The sequence below is a fragment of the Streptomyces sp. NPDC057963 genome (genome assembly GCF_042887155.1).
Taxonomy (GTDB): Bacteria; Actinomycetota; Actinomycetes; order Streptomycetales; family Streptomycetaceae; genus Streptomyces.
Genome location: NZ_JBHVPX010000004.1, coordinates 541,814 through 560,776 on the forward strand (window position 1 = coordinate 541,814; position 18,963 = coordinate 560,776).

The following is an 18,963-nucleotide window of genomic DNA, read 5'->3' on the forward strand; positions in this document are numbered from 1 at the left end:
CGGGGGCGCCGCCCCACCGCGGGTCATCCGCCGAGCCGTGCGGGGCCGCTGCCCCGCCGCGGGTCACACCTTGCCGCGCCGTCCCCGCAGATGATCGGCGACCGGGGCCAGCGCCGTGTGCAGGTTCGCCAGCGCCTCCGGCGTCAACAGGTCCATGAAGTGCTTGCGCACCGACGCCACGTGGTGCGGAGCCACCTTCCGCATCGTCTCCGCGCCGTCCTCGGTGAGGACCGCGTACAGACCGCGCCGGTCGGACTCGCAGTTCTCCCTGCGGACCAGGCCCGCGCTCTCCATGCGGGTGATCTGGTGCGAGAGCCTGCTCTTGGACTGCAGCGTCGCGGCGGCGAGGTCGCTCATCCGCATGCGCTGGTCCTCCGACTCCGAGAGGTTGACCAGGATCTCGTAGTCGTTGTTGGTCAGGCCGAACGGCTGGAGGTCCTTCTCCAGTTGGTGCATCAGCAGCCTGCTGACGTCCAGGTGGGTGCGCCAGGCGCACTGCTCCGCGTCGCTCAGCCAGCGGGTGGCCGTCTCGGTCTCCATATATGGATTCTACCTAAGAAGTTGAAAGCCGGACGAAGTAGGGGGGTGTGACGCCCGGCATCCGCCCGGAGTCGGACCTGGAGTCGGACTCGGGGGCGGGGTGCAGGCGTTCGACGTCACACTCCGCAGACTACCGTTCACAACCCGAAGCGACGCTGGAGGTCCCCGAGCTGACCGGGCAGACGGGGTGAGGAGCCAGGTTGACCCGCACCACCGGGCACCCCGGCCTGCGCCGGCGTCGCCCCCGTCGGCTGCTCGGGCATCAGGATCTCGGTCGACTGGAGCAGCACCGTACCCGCGCCGACGAACTCGAACTGATGCTCCTCGCCGGAGGTCCCGCCGATCCCGGTCAGCGACCGCAACCCGCCCAGCACGCCTGTCATGTAGCCGTGGTCGTAGTGGTGGCACGGCGAGGGGCAGTCCGCCCAGCCCACCAGGGCCTGCGGATCGACCCGCAGCGGCGGCTCCATGAAGACGACCGGACCGTTGGACGCGGCCACGAACTTCCCCGTGCCGATCAGCGTCAGGAAGCCCGGCACGATGGACTGCTTGAGGGCCAGTGTCGGCTGGTACGCGAGGAGATTGCCGGACCGGATCGTCAGATTCCCGTCCTCCAGGTCGAAGGAGTTGACGTCGAAGGCCCGGTCCGCGAGCAACATCTTGCCGCTGCCCTCGGCCACCACCCAGTCGCTCGCGTGCAGCGGTGAGTGGAAGCTCGTACGGATGAGCCGTTCGAAGCGGCCGTGGCCGATGCCGTTGAACTCGATGCGCCCGTAGTAGGCGATCATCTTGCCCTTCTGGAGGAACCACTGGCTCCCCTTGAGCTCCACGCAGAAGGTGTAGGAGTTGACGTTGTCGTCCGACGGCAGCGTCATCGGGTCGAAGACCACGGGCGTGCTCACAGCTTCTCCTCCGAGGCCTGGACGTACACCGCGCCGTTGCCGCTCAGCTCCAGCTGGAACGCCTCGCCGGAGCCGCGCCCCACCATGTCGCGCCAGCCGAGCGCGGTGGAGAGCTTGTTGCGTACGTCGCCGTGGTGCGCGACGTACGCCTGCGGGTCCACATGCACCTCGCGGCCCGGCGTGATCGGCAGCTCGATCACCCCGCCGTGTGCCATCACGGCGACCGCGCCGTGACCCTGGAGGGTGGTGGTGAACAGCCCCTGCCCGGTCACCTGGCCGCGCACCATGCCCATCACCCCGCCCTGCGAACCCATGAACATCGTGCCCTGCTGGAGCGTCCCGTCGAAGGCGAGCAGCCGGTCGGCCTCCACGTACAGGGTGTCGCCGGCCAGGTTGATCACCTGGATGTGGTGGCCGCCGTGGCCGAACATCACCGTGCCGTTGCCCTCGACGGTCATCAGCGGGGTCGCCTCATTGGCCACCCGGCGGCCGATCATCGACATCACCCCGCCCTGGCCGCCCTGGATGTTCGGGGTGAACGACACCTCGCCCCGGTACGCGAGCATCGCGCCGCGCTGGCTGTACATCCGCTGGCCGGGCAGCACCGTCGCCTCGACCATCTTCGAGTTGATCTCACGGAACGGCATCAGACATCGCCCCCGATGGTGTTCCGCTCGCTCGGCTGGACGTAGACGAGTCCCTCGCCCTCGAACCGGATCTGGAAGGACTCGCCCGAGCCCTCGCCCATCAGCGTCCGGAAGTTCACCCCGGACTGGAAGTGCTGCTGGAGTTTCCCCTGATGGGCGATGTAGGCGCCGGGATCGACGAACAGCGGGTACTGGGCCGAGACCCGCAGCGCCACCGCCGAACCGTCCGACATGATCGCCGCCTGCCCGGTGCCCTCGACGGTGGTGGTGAACAGGCCGTTGCCCGTCGCACCGCCGCGCAGGCCGGTGAAGGTGGTGCCGGTACGCAGCCCGGCGTCGGTGCAGAGCAGATTGCTCGCCTCGACGTAGAGCTTGTCGCCGTGCAGCGAGACGAGGCTGATCTCGCTCGCGCGGTCGGCGAAGTAGCAGGTGCCCTGCCCCTTCACCTCCATCACGGACATCTGCTCGCCGGTCAGCCGGCGGGTCACCATGCCGCGCAGACCGTCACCGCCACCGGTCATCTTCTTGAACGTGATCCGGCCGTCGTACGCGACCATCGAACCGTTCTTCGCCTTGACGGCGTCACCGGCCAGGTCGACGGCGAGCGTTCTGCTGCCTTGGAGTCGGAACATTGCCACGGGGTGACGGTATCCGCACAGCCCCGGCCGGGACAGGGCCTTGGCCGGCAACCGGCCTCCCGAACCGCTCCTGGTACGCATCCGGTACGGGACCCGTACGCAATCGGGACGTACCCGGTACGGGCGCACGGCCCGTGGCGGCGACACGTGACCGGCGGCACACGGGCCCCGGCACCGAGAGCCGCCCGTACCGATGCCACAATGGGTCGCGCTTGTGCCCGTATTCACAAGCCGTGACGACCCTCCCACCGAAGGTGCCCTCGTGGACATCAAGACCGCTACCGCCCTGCACCGGCTGCGCCTCATCTCGATCCCCGAGGCGCTCTCCTTCCCGGCGCTCATCATCTTTGGCTCGATCCTCAGCCGGGTCTCCGACATCGACTTCCTGATGATGCCGCTCGGCATCCTGCACGGCGTGCTCTTCGTGCTCTACGCCGTCCTGCTGCTCGACGTCTGGTCCAAGACCAAGTGGCCGCTGAAGCGGGTCGCGCTCTTCTTCCTGCTCGCGCTGCTGCCGTTCGGCGGGCTGTACGGCGACAAGCTGCTCAAGCGCTACGAGGCCGACGGCGTCATCGCCGCCCGCGCCCGCCGGGAAGGCGTGGTCAGCGCATGATCGTCGCGTTCTCGGTCAGTCCGCTGGGTGTCGGCGAGGACGTCGGGGAGTACGTCGCCGACGCCGTCCGGGTCGTCCGCGAGTCCGGACTGCCCAACCGTACGGACGCCATGTTCACCTCCGTCGAAGGTGAGCGCGCGTAGCTTTGAGTACATGACCTCAGTAGCGATCTACCTACGGTTGTCCCGTGAGGCCGACGACAGCGCCTCACTTGACACCCAGCGTGTTGCCTGCCGCCGATGGCTGACCGCCAACGGCCATGACCCCGCTGACGCCGTCGAGTACGTGGACAACAACGTCAGCGGCGCGAAGCCCATTGAAGAACGCCCCGGGCTCCGTGCGCTCATGGCGGCCCGCCCTGACGTGGTGATCACGTGGAAGCTGGATCGCTTCGCCCGGTCGGTCGCGGAGTTCCTTCGTCTCGTGGCGTGGGCTGAGGCTGCGGGCATACGGCTTGCCACGACCGACAACACGGTGAATACGCTGACTCCGACCGGTCGCATGGTCGCCACCGTTCTTGCTTCGCTCGCTGAGTGGGAACGGGGGATGATCTCCGCCCGAATCAGCGAAGGGCACGAGACCCGGCGCAGTTTGGGGCGCTGGGGGGCCGGACGTGCACCGTTCGGGTATAAGACGGTCCGCCGGGACGGTGCCGCATACCTTGAGGTCGACGACGCCCAAGCCGCTCAAGTTCGCACTGCGGTGAGGGAGTTGATCGACGGGGGCACCGTCGCCGGAACGGCGCGCACGACTGGCTTGAGCGAACCCCAGTGGCGACGGATGCTCAAGGCGCCGACGTTCCGGGGACAGCGCGCCCATAAGGGAAAGCTGGTCGTGGCCGCTGACGGGGTGACCCCGGTCGCGTTCGCCGAACCGATCCTGTCTGCCGCTGAACTGATGGCGGTCCGCCAACGGATGCTCGACCTTGCGACCGGGGCTGACCGTGCTCCTCGTCAGGCAGCGCCCCTATGTGCCGGAATGGCGTTCTGTCACCGCTGTGACGGTCGGTTGAACGGGGGCACCAGCGACAAGGGGGTGCGGCTCTACAGATGCAAGGCTGGTCACGTCACCATCTACGCAGAGACCCTTGACCGGCGGGTTGAGGCCGAATTTCTCAAGGTGTGGGGACGCTTCAATGAAGTCAACGTTCACCTTGAAGGCGGCAACGACCTTTCGGCGGAAATGATCGAAGCTCAGGAGCAGGCGGCGCGCATCGGTGCTCAGATGGCGACGGCCGGACCGCTGATGATGGGCACGTACGAAGAGATGGGCGCGAAGCTCGAAGCCGCCTATGCCGCGCTGGTGGCCGCACATGACCCCGAAGTTCGCGAAGTGGCCACACCGACTGGCCGCACCATGGGCGAAGCGTGGGCGGCGCTGGATGATGCGGGTAAGAGCCGGTTGCTTGAAACAATGCATCTCACGGTGACGCTGCACCCGAAGCAACGGGCGGAGCGCCTTGAAATCACCTGGGGTCCGGTCGATCCTGAGGAGATCCGGCAGGACCTCTTGGACGACATCGCTACGCAGGAAGGCTTGTAAGCCTGCCTGAGCGCCGTTCGCGGCCCGTTGCTGGGATTCCCCCAGTGGCGGGCCGTTCGCGCTTCCTGGGGCGTTGCTGGCTCGCTGCTCCTCAGCGGCGGAGCGATGACGGAATGACGGTTCTCCCTGCTTTTTTGGTTGCGCATAGAAAACTTAGAGAAAAACAGATCATGGGTCTGTTCCGTCATTTCGTCATCGTGACGGTCTCGCTGTCACCCTCGGATGGACGGTAGTGGCGGCTGCTTGGACGGCTGGCCGGTCGGGGTGCACCCAGGCGGGTACCCCCGCTACTCCCTGATCCTGAGCGGCAGGGAGGGAAAACTCTCGCGTGGCAACTGAAGACTTTTTCGCGGAATTGCTACGTCGGGTAGCGAATCCTCCCCATCCGTCACCGTGTGTCACTATGATGGTCCAAAATGCCAAACTGACCCCCTATTTCTATCTCTCTCTAACGCGCGTTAGAGGAAAGTGAAATAGGGGGTCAGTTTGGCATTTTGTGCACGGGTGGGTGAGGGGGAGGCGGGTGACCCCGCCGGGGCGACCCGGGTGATCGTTAGGTGTCTGCTTCTCTCGGTCGGTACGGGTCTGGCGATTGAGGGAGTGCGTGTGCGGTTGTGGCGCAGCGTGGCGACCGATGAGGCGTCCATCAAACGATGGTTTACGAGACGGTCCGCCGAACGCCCCCAGAGGTCCGGATCGGCGTTCAAAACCCGTCTCAAAACCTGCCGCAAACCCCTTTGGTTCTGAGACGGGTTATGAGACAGTCTCGTCATGGACACGAACACGGGACACCTCATCGGATACGCCAGAGTCTCAGGGGACGACCAGGAAGCACAGTTGCAGCTCGATGCGCTCAAGGAAGCGGGTTGCGCCCGGGTCTTCACCGACAAGGCGAGCGGGAAGAACACGGAGCGCCCGGAGTTGACGGCCGTTCTCGACTACGTCCGCCCCGGGGACACCCTGTGTGTGTGGAAGCTGGACCGGTTCGCGCGGTCGCTGATCGACCTGGTGAACATGGTGGATGCTCTTGCCGCGCGGGGTGTCGGGTTCAAGGTGCTTACGGGTGCGCTGGCGAGCATCGATCCGAACACCCCGGATGGTCGTCTCATGCTTCAAGTCGTTGGCGCCATGGCGGAGTTCGAGCGTTCGTTGATTCAGGAGCGGACGCGTGCGGGTCTCGATGCTGCCAAGGCGCAGGGGCGTACGGGTGGGCGTCCGGTCGTGATGGATGCCGACAAGCTTGCCGCCGCCAAGGCGCGCCGTGCGAAGGGTGAGAGCGTCACGGCGGTCGCCAAGGCGGTTGGCGTGTCCCGCGCGACGCTGTACCGCGCGCTTGCCGACACTGAGTGATCCGGCTCCGCTCTGAGAGACCGTTCACCGACAGGGTGGGCGGTCTTTCTCGTGTCCGGTCCAGAGGTGCCCGCAACCGCGACGGTACCCACCGAGCGGGCGTCCTACGGCGCCGTGTTCAGAGGCGTACTCTCGGCTCATGCCTGCCAACTTGGGTGACCAGCTCAGAGACGTTCGCAAACGTCGAGGGATGACCCAACAGGGACTAGCGCGCGAGTCTGGCGTGTCTGTATCGCTCATCCGCAAGCTCGAACAGGGCGAGCGACAGGATGCGCGTCTGGAGACCGTGCGTCGGCTCGCTGCGTCGCTCGGGGTGCCCACCATGCGCCTCGTGGCGGAGTCGACGGAAGACGGAGCGAACACGGCCACCCTTGACCAGTGGGCAGCCGTCAGGGAGGCGCTTGCCGCCCCGTTGAGACGCATGGTCGAACTGGAAGAACCGCCGACTGTGGAGGGGGTGCGCGACGCGCTCAGTGCCGCCGTGCCCCTGTTCTCCGGAGACAGGTTCACGGAGTTGCGCACGTTGCTGCCCCCACTGCTGCGGGATGCCGACACGGTGGCGCAGCTCACCCCCCAGGGGCGCGCCGTCCGGGTGCGGCTGTTGCAACTCACCGGTTGGCTTCTCACACAGACCCGGCAGTTCGAAGCTGCCGAGTGGTGTCTGGATACCGCGCTGAATGGCTCTGCTGACCGTCTACAAGGCGCGTCCACGGTCAGCACGATGTGCTGGCTGCTGCTGCGACAGGGCAAGCTCAACGAGGCGCGAGAGCTGGCCACCCAGTGGGCCGACGATACGGAGCCCCGGCTCTCGCGAGCCACCCCGGACGAACTCAGCGCGTGGGGCTGGTTACTGCTGCGCCTGTCGGCTGCCGCTGTACGGGACAACCGAACGGAAGAGGCTGAAGACGCGCTGAGGTTTGCCCACTCCGCCGCCGTAGCGCTGGGACGGGAATTCGCCCCGAGTGATGATTTCCTGCGGGCGTTCGGTCCCGTCACGGTGACGCTCAAGCGGACCGAGAACGCCATGGTTCTGGACCGTCCGGATGTGGTGCTCAAGCTTGCCGCGAAGATCCCAACGGGAGGATTTCGCCCCACGTCGAACAACCGCAACCGTCACCTTCTCGACGTGGCCAACGCGTACGCCAGGACACGGCAGTACGGGCAAGCCGTCGACACCTTGACCAGCGTCCGCGAGGCTGCCCCTCAGTGGCTGCCGAACCAGCGCTACGCCCGTGACATCCTCGGCCACATCGTGGCCAAGCGGCGGACGCTCACGGAGGAAATGCGCTCCCTCGCCGACACGGTGGGGCTGCCCACGTGACACTACGTGGTACTTCCTGTTGATCTTGAATAGAACTGCCATTGCCGCTGGTTGAGGTGATCTCTAGCGTCGCTTGGCATGACAACCGAACCGACGCGTTACCAGACCATGCCGGTTGAACTGCCGTTACGTATGGAATTGGAGCCGACCCCGGTGGAGGGGTGTCCGGGCTGCACCGAACTCGCAAATGTGCGGGACCGTGCCCGTACCGGGGGCGACATGACCACCGTGTCCGACTGCAACGTCTACATGCGGCGGCATCCCGAGGGGCACGGGTGATCGCGCGGGCGGATATCGGCGCTCGGGTGGAGGACGCTGCGGGACGTGTCGGCATCCTGCGCGACGTGATCCCGGACTATGAGGACCCCGCTGAGCCCCCGGGGCTGCGACGCAAGCGCCCTACGGCGTTCCTGTGGCCCGTGGGTGGGGGTGCTGAGTGGCTGGTGCCCCCGGGTGACGTGAGGCGCGCTCCGTAGGCCGTGGGCAATCTTGTGTACTCCAGATATACCCATCGAAGGCGAGTGGGACCAGGTCATGGACGTCGTCAAGCGGGCCGTCGCCGCGGTCGAGGCGCGCGCCGGACGCGTCTCCCTCGTACTCAAGGCCGACATCCGCCCCGGTGTCACCGACGGACTGACATCCAAGGTCGAGACGGTCGAGCGCTACCTCGCCGGGACGGACTGATCCCCCCGTCCGTCCGCTTCGCGAACCGACGAGCCCCCGGCCCTGGAGCCGGGGGCTCGTCCCGTTCCGGTCCCGCCCTGCCGTATCCGCCGGGTCATTCCCGCGCCCGGTGCTCCGGCACGGCCAGGGCGATCCCGAGCGGGGTCCGCTCGTACAGCACCTGATGCCCGTAGCGGCGCGAAGTGAGCAGCCCCGCCGCACGCAGCACCGACAGGTGCTCCGACACGGAGGAGACCGCGAGGCCCAGCCGGTGCGCGAGGGCGGTGGTCCCGGCCGGTTCGTCGAGCGCGCACAGGACGTCGGCCCGCCCCCGGCCGAGCAGTCGCGCGAGCTCCTGCGGGGTGCGGTCGGCGGGATCCGTCCACAGTCCGCCGATCCCGCGCGCCGGATAGATGATCGCGGGCTGCCACGGGGGTTCGAAGCCGCTGACCGCGTCCGGCCAGCAGAAGACGCTGGGGATCAGGACGAGGCCCTGTCCGCCGAGCACCCGGGTGTGCCGGCCGTGCGTCCCGACGATGGTGAGTGTCGACTCCGACCAGCCCAGCTGAGGGCTCAGCTCACCCAGCAGCCGCTCGAAGCCGACCGCGGCGAGCCGCCGCGAGTGGTAGGCGATGTCCGCCTCCAGCAGGGCGCGCAGTCGCGGCCAGTGCGGTTCGATCAGCACCCGCCAGGCCCGCTCCAGCAGATCGGCCAGTTCCCCGACGGTCCGGGCGGGGTCGGCGAGCATCGCCCGACCGGCGGGGGAGTGCAGCACCTGCGGCCGGCTCGCCAGCGCCAGCGCGAGGTCCTGGCGGGCGAGGCCGGGATCGATCGAGCGCACCGCCGCGATCTCCTCCTCGAAGGTGGTGACCGGGCCGGGCGGCGGCGGGCTGAAGAAGTCGGGGTTGTGGCCGCGCCGTGCCATCAGCAGCCAGAGCGGCCCGAGATCGAGCCCGGCGGCCGCGTCCCGGATCAACCGGAGCCACGGCAGGTGGTACCCGTGCCGCTCGGGCCGGCCCAGCACCCGTACGGCGGCCTGGGTCTCGCCGAGCGGCGACAGCGCGAACCGGCAGCGGAGCAGATCGCTCTCGTCGAGGTGCAACTGGAAGGACATGGACGGCAGACCCCCGCTCGCGAAGTTTCGGCGTGGGCCGAAAGTCTACGGACGGCCGCCGCGGCCCAGCAGGCTGCGTCCATGCCGACAGACACCGAGAACTCCGCCGACCGCTCCCGCGAGGACGACCGCTCCCTTGGGGACAACCGCCCCCGCAAGGCCGACCGCCCCCTTGGGGACAACCGCCTCCGCGAGGCCGACGGCTCCCGCGAGGAGACGGACGCGACGGTTCCGCCCGCCACCGCCCCCCGCGGCTACCGTGCCGTCTTCGCCGTGCGGGAGTTCCGGGCGGTCTTCGCCGCGCATCTGCTCTCCCTCCTCGGCGTCGTCGTCAGCGAACTCGCCCTCACCGTCCTCGTGTACGGCCTCACCGGCTCGCCCCTGCTCAGCGCCCTCACCTTCGCGCTCGGCTTCCTCCCGTACCTCGTCGGCGGCACGCTCTTCGCCGGGGTCGCCGACCGGTACCCCGCCCGCCGGGTCCTCGTCACCTGCGATCTGATCTGCGCCGGGTGCGTCGCCGTGATGGTGCTGCCGGGCACCCCGGTCGGCGCGCTGCTCGCGCTGCGCTGCCTGATCGCCGCCGTCTCGCCGGTCTTCACCGGGACGCGGATGGCCGCCCTCACCGACATCCTGGGTGAGGGCGAACGCTTCGTCCTCGGCCGTTCGCTGCTGCGGATCGTCTCGCAGAGCGCGCTGCTCGCCGGGTTCGGTGCCGGCGGGGTGCTGCTCGCGGTGTTCTCGCCGCGCGGGGCGATCACGATCACCGCCGTGACGTTCCTCTGCTCGGCGGCCCTGCTCCGCTTCGGCACCCGTGCCCGGCCGGCCCGGTCCGGCCGGGACGGCGGTGGCACCCTGCTCAAGGAGTCGCTCGCCGGAGCCCGCAGCCTCCTCGGAAACCGCCGGATCCGAGCGCTGATGCTGCTCTTCTGGGTGCCCCCGCTGTTCGTCGTCGCGCCGGAGGCGCTCGCCGCTCCGTACGCGGACGAGATCGGGGTCGGATCGGCCGCGCTCGGGCTGCTGATGTGCGCGATGCCGGTCGGCCAGATCACCGCCGAGCTGTACGTGGGCACCGCGCCGGCCCCCCGGCTGCGCTCCCTGATCGTGCTGCCGGCCGCCGCCGTGGGACTGCTGCCCCTGATCGTGTACGGGATGCGCCCCGGCCTGGCCGCGGCGGTGCCGGCGCTGGTGGTGGCCGGGGCGGCCGGGGCGTACGTCATCGGCCTCGACCAGTGGTTCGTCGCAGCTGTCCCGGAGCCGCTGCGCGGCCGGGCCATGACGCTGCTCACCGCCGGACTGATGACGCTCCAGGGCGTCGGCATGGCCCTCGCCGGACTCGCCGCGGAATTCTTCCCCGTACACCAGGTGATCGCCGGAGCCGGTGCGGTCGGCACCCTCTGCGTGCTGCTCCTCGTCCGGGAAGTCAGGAGAACCGCCCCCGGTGCCGGAGGAACCGCCCCGGGCGCCGGGGGGACTGCGCCGGGCGCCGGAGGCACCGTCGCGGACGCCGGGAGAACCGCGCCGTGACGCGGCGGAACCGCGCCCGCCGCCCGTGCGGACCGTACCCGCCCTCCGCATTCGGACCGAAGTTCGAGACGGGGCTGACCAGCATATGACCAGTGGGTAAGGTCGTTGGCGTGCCGAAGCCGCTCAGTCTCCCCTTCGATCCCATCGCCCGCGCCGACGAACTCTGGCGGCAGCGCTGGGGCCCCGTGCCCTCGATGGGCGCGATCACCTCGATCATGCGCGCGCAGCAGATCCTGCTCGCGGAGGTCGACGCGGTCGTCAAACCGTACGGACTGACCTTCGCGCGCTACGAGGCACTGGTGCTCCTCGCCTTCTCCAAAGCCGGTGAACTGCCGATGTCCAAGATCGGTGAGCGGCTCATGGTCCACCCCACCTCCGTCACGAACACCGTGGACCGCTTGGTGCGCTCGGGCCTGGTGGCCAAGCGCCCCAATCCCAACGACGGCCGCGGGACCCTCGCCTCCATCACCGGCAAGGGGCGTGAGGTCGTCGAGGCGGCGACCAAGGACCTGGTCGACATGGAGTTCGGGCTCGGGGTGTACGACGCCGAGGAGTGCGCGGAGATCTTCGCCATGCTGCGGCCGCTGCGGGTCGCGGCCCATGATTTCGAGGAGTCGTAGAACACCATTTCGGGGCCCGGCCCGCTGCAAGATCGCCCCGGGCGTCCGGTTACGCTCGATGCCATGAAACGCAGTGTGCTGACCCGGTACCGGGTGATGGCCTACGTCACCGCAGTCATGTTGCTGGTGCTCTGCACCTGCATGGTCTTCAAGTACGGCTTCGAGATGGGCAAGGATCTGACGCTCGTCGTCTCCCAGATCCACGGTGTGCTCTACATCATCTACCTGATCTTCGCCTTCGACCTGGGCTCCAAGGCGAAGTGGCCGGTGGGCAAGCTGCTCTGGGTACTGATCTCCGGCACCATCCCGACGGCCGCGTTCTTCGTCGAGCGCAAGGTCGTCCGGGAGGTCGAGCCGCTGTTCGCCGACGGTTCCCCCGTGACCGCCCAGGCCTGAACCACCCGGCCGGGATCCCGGCCGCACCGCACCACCCGAACCGCCCCGTGCGAAGCACCGGGCGGTTTGCCATCGACATTTACTAGGACGTCCTAGTAAATTCGATGGTATGGACGCTGACGCGATCGAGGAAGGCCGCCACCGCTGGCAGGCCCGTTACGACAAGGCCCGCAAGCGTGACGCGGACTTCACCACACTCTCCGGCGATCCCGTGGAGCCCGTGTACGGCCCCCGGCCGGGGGACACGTACGAGGGGTTCGAGCGGATCGGCTGGCCCGGTGAGTACCCCTTCACCCGGGGCCTCCACCCGACCGGCTACCGCGGCCGGACCTGGACCATCCGCCAGTTCGCCGGCTTCGGCAACGCCGAGCAGACCAACGAGCGCTACAAGATGATCCTCGCCGCGGGCGGCGGCGGGCTCAGCGTCGCCTTCGACATGCCGACGCTGATGGGCCGCGACTCCGACGACCCCCGCTCGCTCGGCGAGGTCGGGCACTGCGGTGTGGCCATCGACTCCGCGGCCGACATGGAGGTCCTCTTCAAGGACATCCCGCTCGGCGATGTCACGACGTCCATGACCATCAGCGGCCCCGCCGTCCCGGTCTTCTGCATGTATCTGGTCGCGGCCGAGCGCCAGGGCGTCGACCCGGGCGTGCTCAACGGCACGCTCCAGACCGACATCTTCAAGGAGTACATCGCGCAGAAGGAGTGGCTCTTCCAGCCCGAGCCCCATCTGCGCCTCATCGGCGACCTGATGGAGCACTGCGCCCGCGACATCCCCGCCTACAAGCCGCTCTCCGTCTCCGGCTACCACATCCGCGAAGCCGGGGCGACGGCCGCGCAGGAGCTCGCGTACACCCTCGCCGACGGCTTCGGCTACGTGGAGCTCGGCCTCTCCCGCGGGCTGGACGTCGACACCTTCGCGCCCGGCCTCTCCTTCTTCTTCGACGCGCACCTCGACTTCTTCGAGGAGATCGCCAAGTTCCGCGCGGCCCGCCGGATCTGGGCCCGCTGGATGAAGGAGACGTACGGCGCGAAGACCGACAAGGCGCAGTGGCTCCGCTTCCACACCCAGACCGCCGGCGTCTCGCTCACCGCCCAGCAGCCGTACAACAACGTCGTGCGCACCGCGGTCGAGGCGCTCTCCGCGGTCCTCGGCGGCACCAACTCGCTGCACACCAACGCCCTCGACGAGACCCTCGCGCTCCCCTCCGAGCAGGCCGCCGAGATCGCGCTGCGTACCCAGCAGGTGCTGATGGAGGAGACCGGCGTCGCCAACGTGGCCGACCCGCTGGGCGGTTCCTGGTACGTCGAGCAGCTCACCGACCGGATCGAGGCCGACGCCGAGAAGATCTTCGACCAGATCAAGGAGCGCGGCACCCGGGCCCATCCCGACGGGCAGCACCCCGTCGGGCCCATCACCTCCGGCATCCTGCGCGGCATCGAGGACGGCTGGTTCACCGGCGAGATCGCCGAGTCCGCCTTCCGGTACCAGCAGTCGCTGGAGAAGGGGGACAAGCGCGTCGTCGGCGTCAACGTCCACCACGGCTCGGTCACCGGCGACCTGGAGATCCTGCGGGTCAGCCACGAGGTCGAGCGCGAGCAGGTCCGGGTGCTCGGCGGCCGCAAGGACGCCCGCGACGACGCGCGGGTCACTGCGGCCCTGGACGCGATGCTCGCCGCCGCCCGCGACGGCTCCAACATGATCCGCCCGATGCTCGACGCGGTACGGGCCGAGGCGACGCTCGGTGAGATCTGTGGGGTCCTGCGCGACGAGTGGGGCACCTACACGGAGCCGCCCGGCTTCTGACCGGCCGGCGTCGGTGGGCGCAGCCGGCGGCGGTGGCCCGTCCCCTCGCGGGAGGGCGCCACGGGGCCGCTACCCGCAGGCCGCCGCCGCCAGCCCCGCCAGCAGCAGCACGGTGAAGCGCCGGGCCCAGTCCGCGTCGACGGGCTCGGCGCTCACCAGGGTCCGGTGCACGACCGCGCCGGCGATCACGTCGAAGATCAGATCGGCGGTCGTCGCCGCCAGCGCCGCGTCCTGCTCCACGGGCAACTCCCCGCGCTCCTCGGCCCGTCGGCGCCCCTGGAGCACCAGCCGCTTCTGCCGGTTCACGATCGAGTCGCGGATCCGGGTCCGCAGCGCCTCGTCGCGTGTCGACTCCGCGACCACCGCCATCAGAGCCGTCCGGGTCTCGGGCCGGTCCAGCAGCGCGGCGAACTGCAGCACCACCGCCTGCACATCGGCCGACAGGCTGCCCAGATCGGGCAGTTCCAGCTCGTCGAAGAGGACCGCCACGGCATCCACGACCAGCTCGTTCTTGCCCGCCCAGCGCCGGTACAGGGTGGTCTTGGCCACCCCCGCCCGCGTCGCCACATCGCCCATCGTCAGCTTCGACCAGCCGAGGTCGACCAGGGAGGCCCTGGTGGCCTCCAGGATCGCTTCATCGGCCGCGGCACTGCGCGGACGTCCCGTTCGAGGGGGGTCGGGGTGGCTGCGGCTCAGCATGCCGTGACCATACCGGTCAGTAAGTAGGACCGGCCGGTCCCGTTCACCGTGAGACAGATCACCGAACGTACGTATGCGCGAAGGGTGCCGGACAGTTACGCTACGGGTCGTAGCGTAAGGAAGACGGTCCTGCCGTCGTGACGCCGCGACCGAACGACAGCCGCAGGCACCGGGTGGGGACCCGGCGCCGAAATGGGCCATTCAGGGGCCCTAGGACCGTGTCTGTCCGTGTCCCCCGCATGCCGGCGGGGACCGCGGACGGGTGCGGTTCCCGTATCGCTTTCCGTATCGGTGCGCCGAGGGGGGAGGATGTACGCATGCAGCCTAGGAACATGTCCATGAGCGGCGTCGTCGACCTCGCCGCGGTGAAGGCGGCCGGCGAGGCCAAGGTGAAGGCGGAGCAGGCCCGTGCCGAGGCCGCCCGGCAGGGCGGTGGCGGTGCCGTGCCGCCGTCCGCCCTGGTGATCGATGTCGATGAGGCGGGCTTCGAGAGCGATGTCCTGCAGCGCTCCACCGAGGTCCCGGTCGTCATCGACTTCTGGGCGGAGTGGTGCGAGCCGTGCAAGCAGCTGGGACCGCTGCTGGAGCGCCTGGCCCACGAGTACAACGGCCGCTTCGTGCTGGCCAAGGTCGATGTCGACGCCAACCAGATGCTGATGCAGCAGTTCGGCATCCAGGGCATCCCGGCGGTCTTCGCCGTCGTCGCCGGGCAGGCCCTCCCGCTCTTCCAGGGCGCGGCCCCCGAGGCCCAGATCCGGCAGACGCTGGATCAGCTGATCCAGGTCGGCGAGGAGCGGTTCGGTCTCACCGGGATCGCCGTCGACCAGGACGCGGACGCCGCCGAGGAGGCGGGCCGGGTGCCGGCCGAGGTGCCCGCCGGGCCGTACGACGCCCTGCTCGAAGCGGCCGTGCAGGCCCTGGACGCCAATGACTTCCCCGGCGCCGTCCAGGCGTACAGGGACGTCCTCGCCGACGACCCGGCCAACACCGAGGCCAAGCTCGGTCTCGCCCAGGCCGAACTGCTCGGCCGGGTCAAGGACTTGAACCCGCAGCAGGTCCGCAACGAAGCCGCGGAGAAGCCGGCCGACGTCACGGTGCAGCTCGCGGCCGCCGATCTGGATCTCGTCGGCGGTCATGTGGAGGACGCCTTCGGGCGCCTCGTCGAGACGGTGCGCCGTACTTTCGGTGACGACCGGGACGCGGCGCGGGTGCGGCTGCTGGAGCTGTTCGAGGTGATCGGCCCCGACGATCCGCGGGTCGTCGCCGCGCGCACGGCGCTGGCACGCGTCTTGTTCTGATGTGACAACGCGGCCGTGACACCCCCGGGGGTGTCACGGCCGTTTTCGTGAGCAGGGCGATAAGAGACGGCTTCGCTTTACCAAATCTTGATAAAAGAACGCCCTGTTACTCGCAGTAAATGGCCCCTTGGGGTCTGTCCCCATAAGGGTCTCGATTCTCCCTTTCGTCCTTCCATTCGACGCCACCCTGTGTGGCCGGGCGGTACCACCCGGTCGCGCGTCGGTTATCGGGCCGTTACTAGCGAGTAACGATCCCCCTTGTGCCACGGGCGGGAATGCACCACGATCGGCCACGCTCGGTCCAATAACGCCAGCCCGGCTGCCAGTCGGCGCGGCGGCCCTGTTGGGTCCCCACCGAGTGGGTCGGCGGCAGGGCCGCCGACTCCGGACAGGGGGGTTCCTGCCGTCCGGCAGGGCCTGTCCGAACCGGTTGCGCGCACGCGTGGCCAGTGGTTGTCGCTCGGGGGTGATCGCCGGTGATTCGGACGCGGTTCCTGCCTCCGTACGCGGGCGCTCTCCTTTCCGAGGACGTAGCACTTCTCCCATCCCAGGACGGGCCCAGGCCCGGACCGGAGATGTACGTCCGAGAAGGAGGAAAAAAATTATGAGTTCCCAGGTTCGTGGCGGCACCAGATGGAAGCGTTTCGCTCTGGTCATGGTGCCGAGCGTGGCGGCGACCGCAGCGGTGGGCGTCGGCCTGGCGCAGGGTGCGCTGGCGGCTTCGTTCAGCGTCTCCGGCCAGAGCTTCAAGGTCAGTGCGGACAGTCTCGTCGGCCACAACTTCGTGCAGTACGGCAGCGTGGCGACCGGCACGGACCCCGAGGGCAAGAACGGGGCGCACGCCGTGGCCGTCTCCGGCTTCAGCGACGCCACGATCACCAACATGTGCCAGTCGGTGGTCACTCCGAACCTTCCGTTCGGTCTCGGCACCGTCACGCTGGTGCTGAACGCGGGTACGAACCCGAACAAGCCGGTCCAGGCGACCAACCTGTACCTGGACGTCGCCGAGCTCGACGCGGACGCCGAGTTCAAGAACATCGACATCGGTGTTGCCGCGGGTTCCCTCAAGGACCCGAACAACCCTGAGTCGATAGGCATCCAGCCTCACACCCAGGCGAACCCGAACGGCTTCTCGCAGCGCGCCGAGGAAGCCAAGCTGACCAAGGTGCAGCAGACGGCGTGGGCGACCACCGCCGGCACCTTCAAGCTCAGCAACCTGAGCCTGCGGCTGAAGTCCGGCGACAAGTCCTGCTACTAGGGCACGTGCCCAGGGTGGCCGGGGTGCCCGCCACGGACCTCCGGCCGCCCGCCCCTTCTCTTCTCACAGCAGTACCGGTTCCAGGGAGCTGTTTTCCATGAGCCCCGAGTCCACAGGGCAGAACGAGCACTACCTCCGCGTCTTCCGGCGGGGATTCCGCACCTGGCGGGGTAACCGGCCGTTCTGGGCGGGCCTGTTCACCATGGTGGGTGGTCTACCCATCGCGTATTTCCCGTACGCCAACATGCACCTCGGCAACATCACGCTGGCGATGTCCACGACCGCCGGTGCGGGATCGCTGATCATCGGGATCCTGCTGATCACGCTGGGCCTCACCATGTGGTTCCACCACATCGTGAGAGTGTTCGCCGGAGTTGCCGCGATCCTGTTGGCGCTGATCTCCATACCCGTCGCCAACATCGGCGGCTTCCTGATCGGCTTCCTGTTCGCCCTGTTCGGTGGAGCGCTCTCCATTTCCTGGGCCCCGGGCGAGCCGAAGCCCGACCCCGAAGACGCCGGTGCGGAAGGCCGGACGTCCGAGGGCGCCGGTTTCGGGACGCGGGAGCCCGAACCCGAGTTCCACAGCGCGGCGGCGGTGCCCCAGCAGCAGCCGGAGCAGTACGACACGACAGTTGAGGTCGACGGCGGGAGGCATCGTGCGGGGTGACGAGACGCAGCTGGACTCGGCCGGGGAGGACCTCCGGACGAGAAGCGGACCGCGCCACGCGGCCCCCAGGAAGTCGTTGCTGACCAAGCTGCACATACCCGCGGGCAAGGCCTTCGCGCTCGCCGCGATGCCGACGGCCGTCTTCGTGGGCATGGGGCTCACCCCCAAGCTCGCGCTGGCCGACGACAACCCGGACATCCCCTTCGCGCCCGGCCCCTGTGTGACCCGCTCCGACGAGCCGAGCGAGTCGCCCTCCCCGTCCGCATCGGAGACGAAGTCGCCGTCCCCGTCGCCCTCCGCCACCGACTCCGGTGACAAGGGCGGCACGACGGTACCGGAGCCCTCGGCGCCCCCGTCCGCGAGCGGTGCCGCGAAGCCGGACGCGGAGGCGGAGGCGAAGACCGCCGACGCCCCCGACGCCTCGCCGAGCGCCTCGCCCACGCCCACGAAGTCGAGGAACCCGCTCGACCCGCTGGGTCTCGGCGACGCGCTCAAGGACCTCTTCGACGGACCGGGCAAGGAGGCGGCGAGCCCGTCCCCGAGCGCCACCACCGCGTCCCCGAAGCCGTCGCAGAGCGACGCCGCCAAGCCCGCACGGAAGCCTGCGGAGAAGCCCGCGGAAAAGCCTGCGGAGAAGCCTGCGGAAAAGGTCACGGACGCCGCGAAGGAGACGGCCGACAAGACCGCCGCAGCCATCCGCGACGCCGCGGACCGGGCCGGCCGGCCGGTCGAGGAGCTCGACGACAGCGCCAAGGGGCTCGACGCCAAGAAGGACGAGGACATCCCGGACGGCGCCAAGCAGCGCTTCCCGTGCCCGACCGCCGACCCCGAGGCACTGGCCGCAGCCGACCTGGAAACGGGCCTGCCGCTGCTGCCGACCGACCCGTGGATCCTGGACAGCTCGATGCTCACCCTCAACGGGCTCGACTACAAGGGCATCGTCGAGGTGAAGACGCAGGACGGCACCGTCAAGAAGGTGCTGAAGTTCACCGCGAGCTCCGTCGACATCAAGGACCTCCACCAGCTGACGGTCGGCCCGGCCGGCACCACGGCCCACGTCCAGGCGCGGAAGGGCTCCACGTCCACCATCCGCGACGGCAAGGTGACGATGTACACGGAGGAGCTGAAGGGCAACCTCTTCGGCCTCATCCCGGTCACCTTCAGCCCGAAGACCCCGCCGCCGCTGAACGTCCCCTTCGCCTTCTTCACCAAGGTCAAGGTGACCCAGGCGGGCCAGTTCGGCGGCACGCTCAAGGTCCCCGGCCTGCACAACTACTTCACCGGTGGCAACAGCTAGGGCCTCTCGTTCGGATCACGCCGGGCTCGCGGGGTCCGGCCTGATCCAAACGGAAGACCCTGGC

The 18,963-nt window shown here is 68.9% G+C and carries 19 protein-coding genes and 2 pseudogenes; 15 read left to right on the plus strand and 6 right to left on the minus strand.

What is annotated here, in order from left to right; genetic code table 11:
* Positions 1–63 precede the first annotated feature (63 nt).
* The 4 genes from ACFVT1_RS12740 to ACFVT1_RS12755 form a co-directional block, all read right to left on the minus strand.
* Positions 64–540, minus strand: a complete 477-nt coding sequence (locus ACFVT1_RS12740; protein ID WP_362204745.1) for a MarR family transcriptional regulator — start codon at positions 538–540, stop codon at positions 64–66.
* 137 nt (positions 541–677) lie between these two features.
* Positions 678–1,442: an AIM24 family protein gene (locus ACFVT1_RS12745; RefSeq protein ID WP_389794517.1), complete on the minus strand. Its 765-nt coding sequence runs from the start codon at positions 1,440–1,442 to the stop codon at positions 678–680.
* Positions 1,439–2,089: an AIM24 family protein gene (locus ACFVT1_RS12750; protein WP_389794518.1), complete on the minus strand. Its 651-nt coding sequence runs from the start codon at positions 2,087–2,089 to the stop codon at positions 1,439–1,441. Before ACFVT1_RS12750 ends, ACFVT1_RS12745 begins: the two co-directional genes overlap by 4 nt.
* Positions 2,089–2,721 (minus strand): AIM24 family protein, encoded by a 633-nt coding sequence (locus ACFVT1_RS12755; protein WP_389794624.1) that lies wholly within the window; start codon positions 2,719–2,721, stop codon positions 2,089–2,091. The genes ACFVT1_RS12750 and ACFVT1_RS12755 overlap by 1 nt, the downstream gene beginning before the upstream one ends.
* A 268-nt stretch (positions 2,722–2,989) precedes the next feature.
* Between ACFVT1_RS12755 and ACFVT1_RS12760 the strand changes: the two genes are divergently transcribed.
* From ACFVT1_RS12760 to ACFVT1_RS12790, 7 genes and pseudogenes are all read left to right on the plus strand, one after another.
* Positions 2,990–3,340: a DUF3817 domain-containing protein gene (locus ACFVT1_RS12760; protein ID WP_362204754.1), complete on the plus strand. Its 351-nt coding sequence runs from the start codon at positions 2,990–2,992 to the stop codon at positions 3,338–3,340.
* Positions 3,337–3,474: pseudogene (locus ACFVT1_RS12765) on the plus strand (MTH1187 family thiamine-binding protein); the annotation flags it as partial. The gene ACFVT1_RS12760 and the pseudogene ACFVT1_RS12765, both read left to right, overlap by 4 nt.
* A gap of 19 nt (positions 3,475–3,493) precedes the next feature.
* Entirely contained in the window at positions 3,494–4,882 is a 1,389-nt protein-coding gene (locus ACFVT1_RS12770) for a recombinase family protein (RefSeq protein ID WP_389794519.1), read from the plus strand.
* Positions 4,883–5,653: 771 nt separating this feature from the next.
* Positions 5,654–6,232 (plus strand): recombinase family protein, encoded by a 579-nt coding sequence (locus ACFVT1_RS12775; protein WP_389794520.1) that lies wholly within the window; start codon positions 5,654–5,656, stop codon positions 6,230–6,232.
* Positions 6,233–6,371: 139 nt separating this feature from the next.
* Positions 6,372–7,553 carry a helix-turn-helix domain-containing protein gene (locus ACFVT1_RS12780; protein WP_389794521.1) on the plus strand — a complete coding sequence of 394 codons (1,182 nt, stop codon included), beginning with the start codon at positions 6,372–6,374 and terminating at the stop codon, positions 7,551–7,553.
* A gap of 78 nt (positions 7,554–7,631) precedes the next feature.
* Positions 7,632–7,832: a hypothetical protein gene (locus ACFVT1_RS12785; RefSeq protein ID WP_389794522.1), complete on the plus strand. Its 201-nt coding sequence runs from the start codon at positions 7,632–7,634 to the stop codon at positions 7,830–7,832.
* 231 nt (positions 7,833–8,063) lie between these two features.
* Positions 8,064–8,237 (plus strand): annotated as a pseudogene (locus ACFVT1_RS12790) (thiamine-binding protein); the annotation flags it as partial.
* Between the two features lie 94 nt (positions 8,238–8,331).
* On the opposite strand, the gene ACFVT1_RS12795 reads toward ACFVT1_RS12790, so the two are convergent.
* Complete coding sequence (locus ACFVT1_RS12795) at positions 8,332–9,330, minus strand: DUF5937 family protein (RefSeq protein WP_389794524.1); 999 nt, start codon at positions 9,328–9,330, stop codon at positions 8,332–8,334.
* Positions 9,331–9,411: 81 nt separating this feature from the next.
* On the opposite strand from ACFVT1_RS12795, the gene ACFVT1_RS12800 reads away from it, so the two are divergent.
* From ACFVT1_RS12800 to ACFVT1_RS12815, 4 genes are all read left to right on the plus strand, one after another.
* Positions 9,412–10,854: an MFS transporter gene (locus ACFVT1_RS12800; protein WP_389794525.1), complete on the plus strand. Its 1,443-nt coding sequence runs from the start codon at positions 9,412–9,414 to the stop codon at positions 10,852–10,854.
* Positions 10,855–10,964: 110 nt separating this feature from the next.
* Positions 10,965–11,474 (plus strand): MarR family winged helix-turn-helix transcriptional regulator, encoded by a 510-nt coding sequence (locus ACFVT1_RS12805; RefSeq protein ID WP_389794526.1) that lies wholly within the window; start codon positions 10,965–10,967, stop codon positions 11,472–11,474.
* A gap of 63 nt (positions 11,475–11,537) precedes the next feature.
* Positions 11,538–11,870, plus strand: a complete 333-nt coding sequence (locus tag ACFVT1_RS12810) for a DUF3817 domain-containing protein (protein WP_389794527.1) — start codon at positions 11,538–11,540, stop codon at positions 11,868–11,870.
* A 109-nt stretch (positions 11,871–11,979) separates the two neighbouring features.
* On the plus strand, positions 11,980–13,680 hold the full coding sequence (locus ACFVT1_RS12815; protein ID WP_389794528.1) for a methylmalonyl-CoA mutase: 1,701 nt from the start codon (positions 11,980–11,982) through the stop codon (positions 13,678–13,680).
* 69 nt (positions 13,681–13,749) lie between these two features.
* On the opposite strand, the gene ACFVT1_RS12820 is transcribed toward ACFVT1_RS12815, so the two are convergent.
* Positions 13,750–14,379, minus strand: a complete 630-nt coding sequence (locus tag ACFVT1_RS12820) for a TetR/AcrR family transcriptional regulator (protein WP_389794529.1) — start codon at positions 14,377–14,379, stop codon at positions 13,750–13,752.
* A 317-nt stretch (positions 14,380–14,696) separates the two neighbouring features.
* On the opposite strand from ACFVT1_RS12820, the gene ACFVT1_RS12825 reads away from it, so the two are divergent.
* From ACFVT1_RS12825 to ACFVT1_RS12840, 4 genes are all read left to right on the plus strand, one after another.
* On the plus strand, positions 14,697–15,677 hold the full coding sequence (locus tag ACFVT1_RS12825) for a tetratricopeptide repeat protein (protein ID WP_389794530.1): 981 nt from the start codon (positions 14,697–14,699) through the stop codon (positions 15,675–15,677).
* A gap of 604 nt (positions 15,678–16,281) precedes the next feature.
* On the plus strand, positions 16,282–16,935 hold the full coding sequence (locus ACFVT1_RS12830) for a DUF6230 family protein (protein WP_389794531.1): 654 nt from the start codon (positions 16,282–16,284) through the stop codon (positions 16,933–16,935).
* Between the two features lie 97 nt (positions 16,936–17,032).
* Positions 17,033–17,602 (plus strand): DUF6114 domain-containing protein, encoded by a 570-nt coding sequence (locus ACFVT1_RS12835; RefSeq protein ID WP_389794532.1) that lies wholly within the window; start codon positions 17,033–17,035, stop codon positions 17,600–17,602.
* Positions 17,592–18,899: a hypothetical protein gene (locus ACFVT1_RS12840; RefSeq protein ID WP_389794533.1), complete on the plus strand. Its 1,308-nt coding sequence runs from the start codon at positions 17,592–17,594 to the stop codon at positions 18,897–18,899. The genes ACFVT1_RS12835 and ACFVT1_RS12840 overlap by 11 nt, the downstream gene beginning before the upstream one ends.
* Positions 18,900–18,963: the final 64 nt, after the last annotated feature.

Bases quoted from the DNA above. Each gene is read 5' to 3' on its own strand.
- ACFVT1_RS12785 (WP_389794522.1), top strand. From the start codon at position 7,632: ATGACAACCGAACCGACGCGTTACCAGACCATGCCGGTTGAACTGCCG.
- ACFVT1_RS12795 (WP_389794524.1), bottom strand. From the start codon at position 9,330: ATGTCCTTCCAGTTGCACCTCGACGAGAGCGATCTGCTCCGCTGCCGG.
- ACFVT1_RS12780 (WP_389794521.1), top strand. From the start codon at position 6,372: ATGCCTGCCAACTTGGGTGACCAGCTCAGAGACGTTCGCAAACGTCGA.
- ACFVT1_RS12755 (WP_389794624.1), bottom strand. From the start codon at position 2,721: ATGTTCCGACTCCAAGGCAGCAGAACGCTCGCCGTCGACCTGGCCGGT.
- ACFVT1_RS12815 (WP_389794528.1), top strand. From the start codon at position 11,980: ATGGACGCTGACGCGATCGAGGAAGGCCGCCACCGCTGGCAGGCCCGT.
- ACFVT1_RS12820 (WP_389794529.1), bottom strand. From the start codon at position 14,379: ATGCTGAGCCGCAGCCACCCCGACCCCCCTCGAACGGGACGTCCGCGC.
- ACFVT1_RS12770 (WP_389794519.1), top strand. From the start codon at position 3,494: ATGACCTCAGTAGCGATCTACCTACGGTTGTCCCGTGAGGCCGACGAC.
- ACFVT1_RS12830 (WP_389794531.1), top strand. From the start codon at position 16,282: ATGAGTTCCCAGGTTCGTGGCGGCACCAGATGGAAGCGTTTCGCTCTG.
- ACFVT1_RS12800 (WP_389794525.1), top strand. From the start codon at position 9,412: ATGCCGACAGACACCGAGAACTCCGCCGACCGCTCCCGCGAGGACGAC.
- ACFVT1_RS12810 (WP_389794527.1), top strand. From the start codon at position 11,538: ATGAAACGCAGTGTGCTGACCCGGTACCGGGTGATGGCCTACGTCACC.
- ACFVT1_RS12825 (WP_389794530.1), top strand. From the start codon at position 14,697: ATGCAGCCTAGGAACATGTCCATGAGCGGCGTCGTCGACCTCGCCGCG.
- ACFVT1_RS12775 (WP_389794520.1), top strand. From the start codon at position 5,654: ATGGACACGAACACGGGACACCTCATCGGATACGCCAGAGTCTCAGGG.
- ACFVT1_RS12750 (WP_389794518.1), bottom strand. From the start codon at position 2,089: ATGCCGTTCCGTGAGATCAACTCGAAGATGGTCGAGGCGACGGTGCTG.
- ACFVT1_RS12740 (WP_362204745.1), bottom strand. From the start codon at position 540: ATGGAGACCGAGACGGCCACCCGCTGGCTGAGCGACGCGGAGCAGTGC.
- ACFVT1_RS12835 (WP_389794532.1), top strand. From the start codon at position 17,033: ATGAGCCCCGAGTCCACAGGGCAGAACGAGCACTACCTCCGCGTCTTC.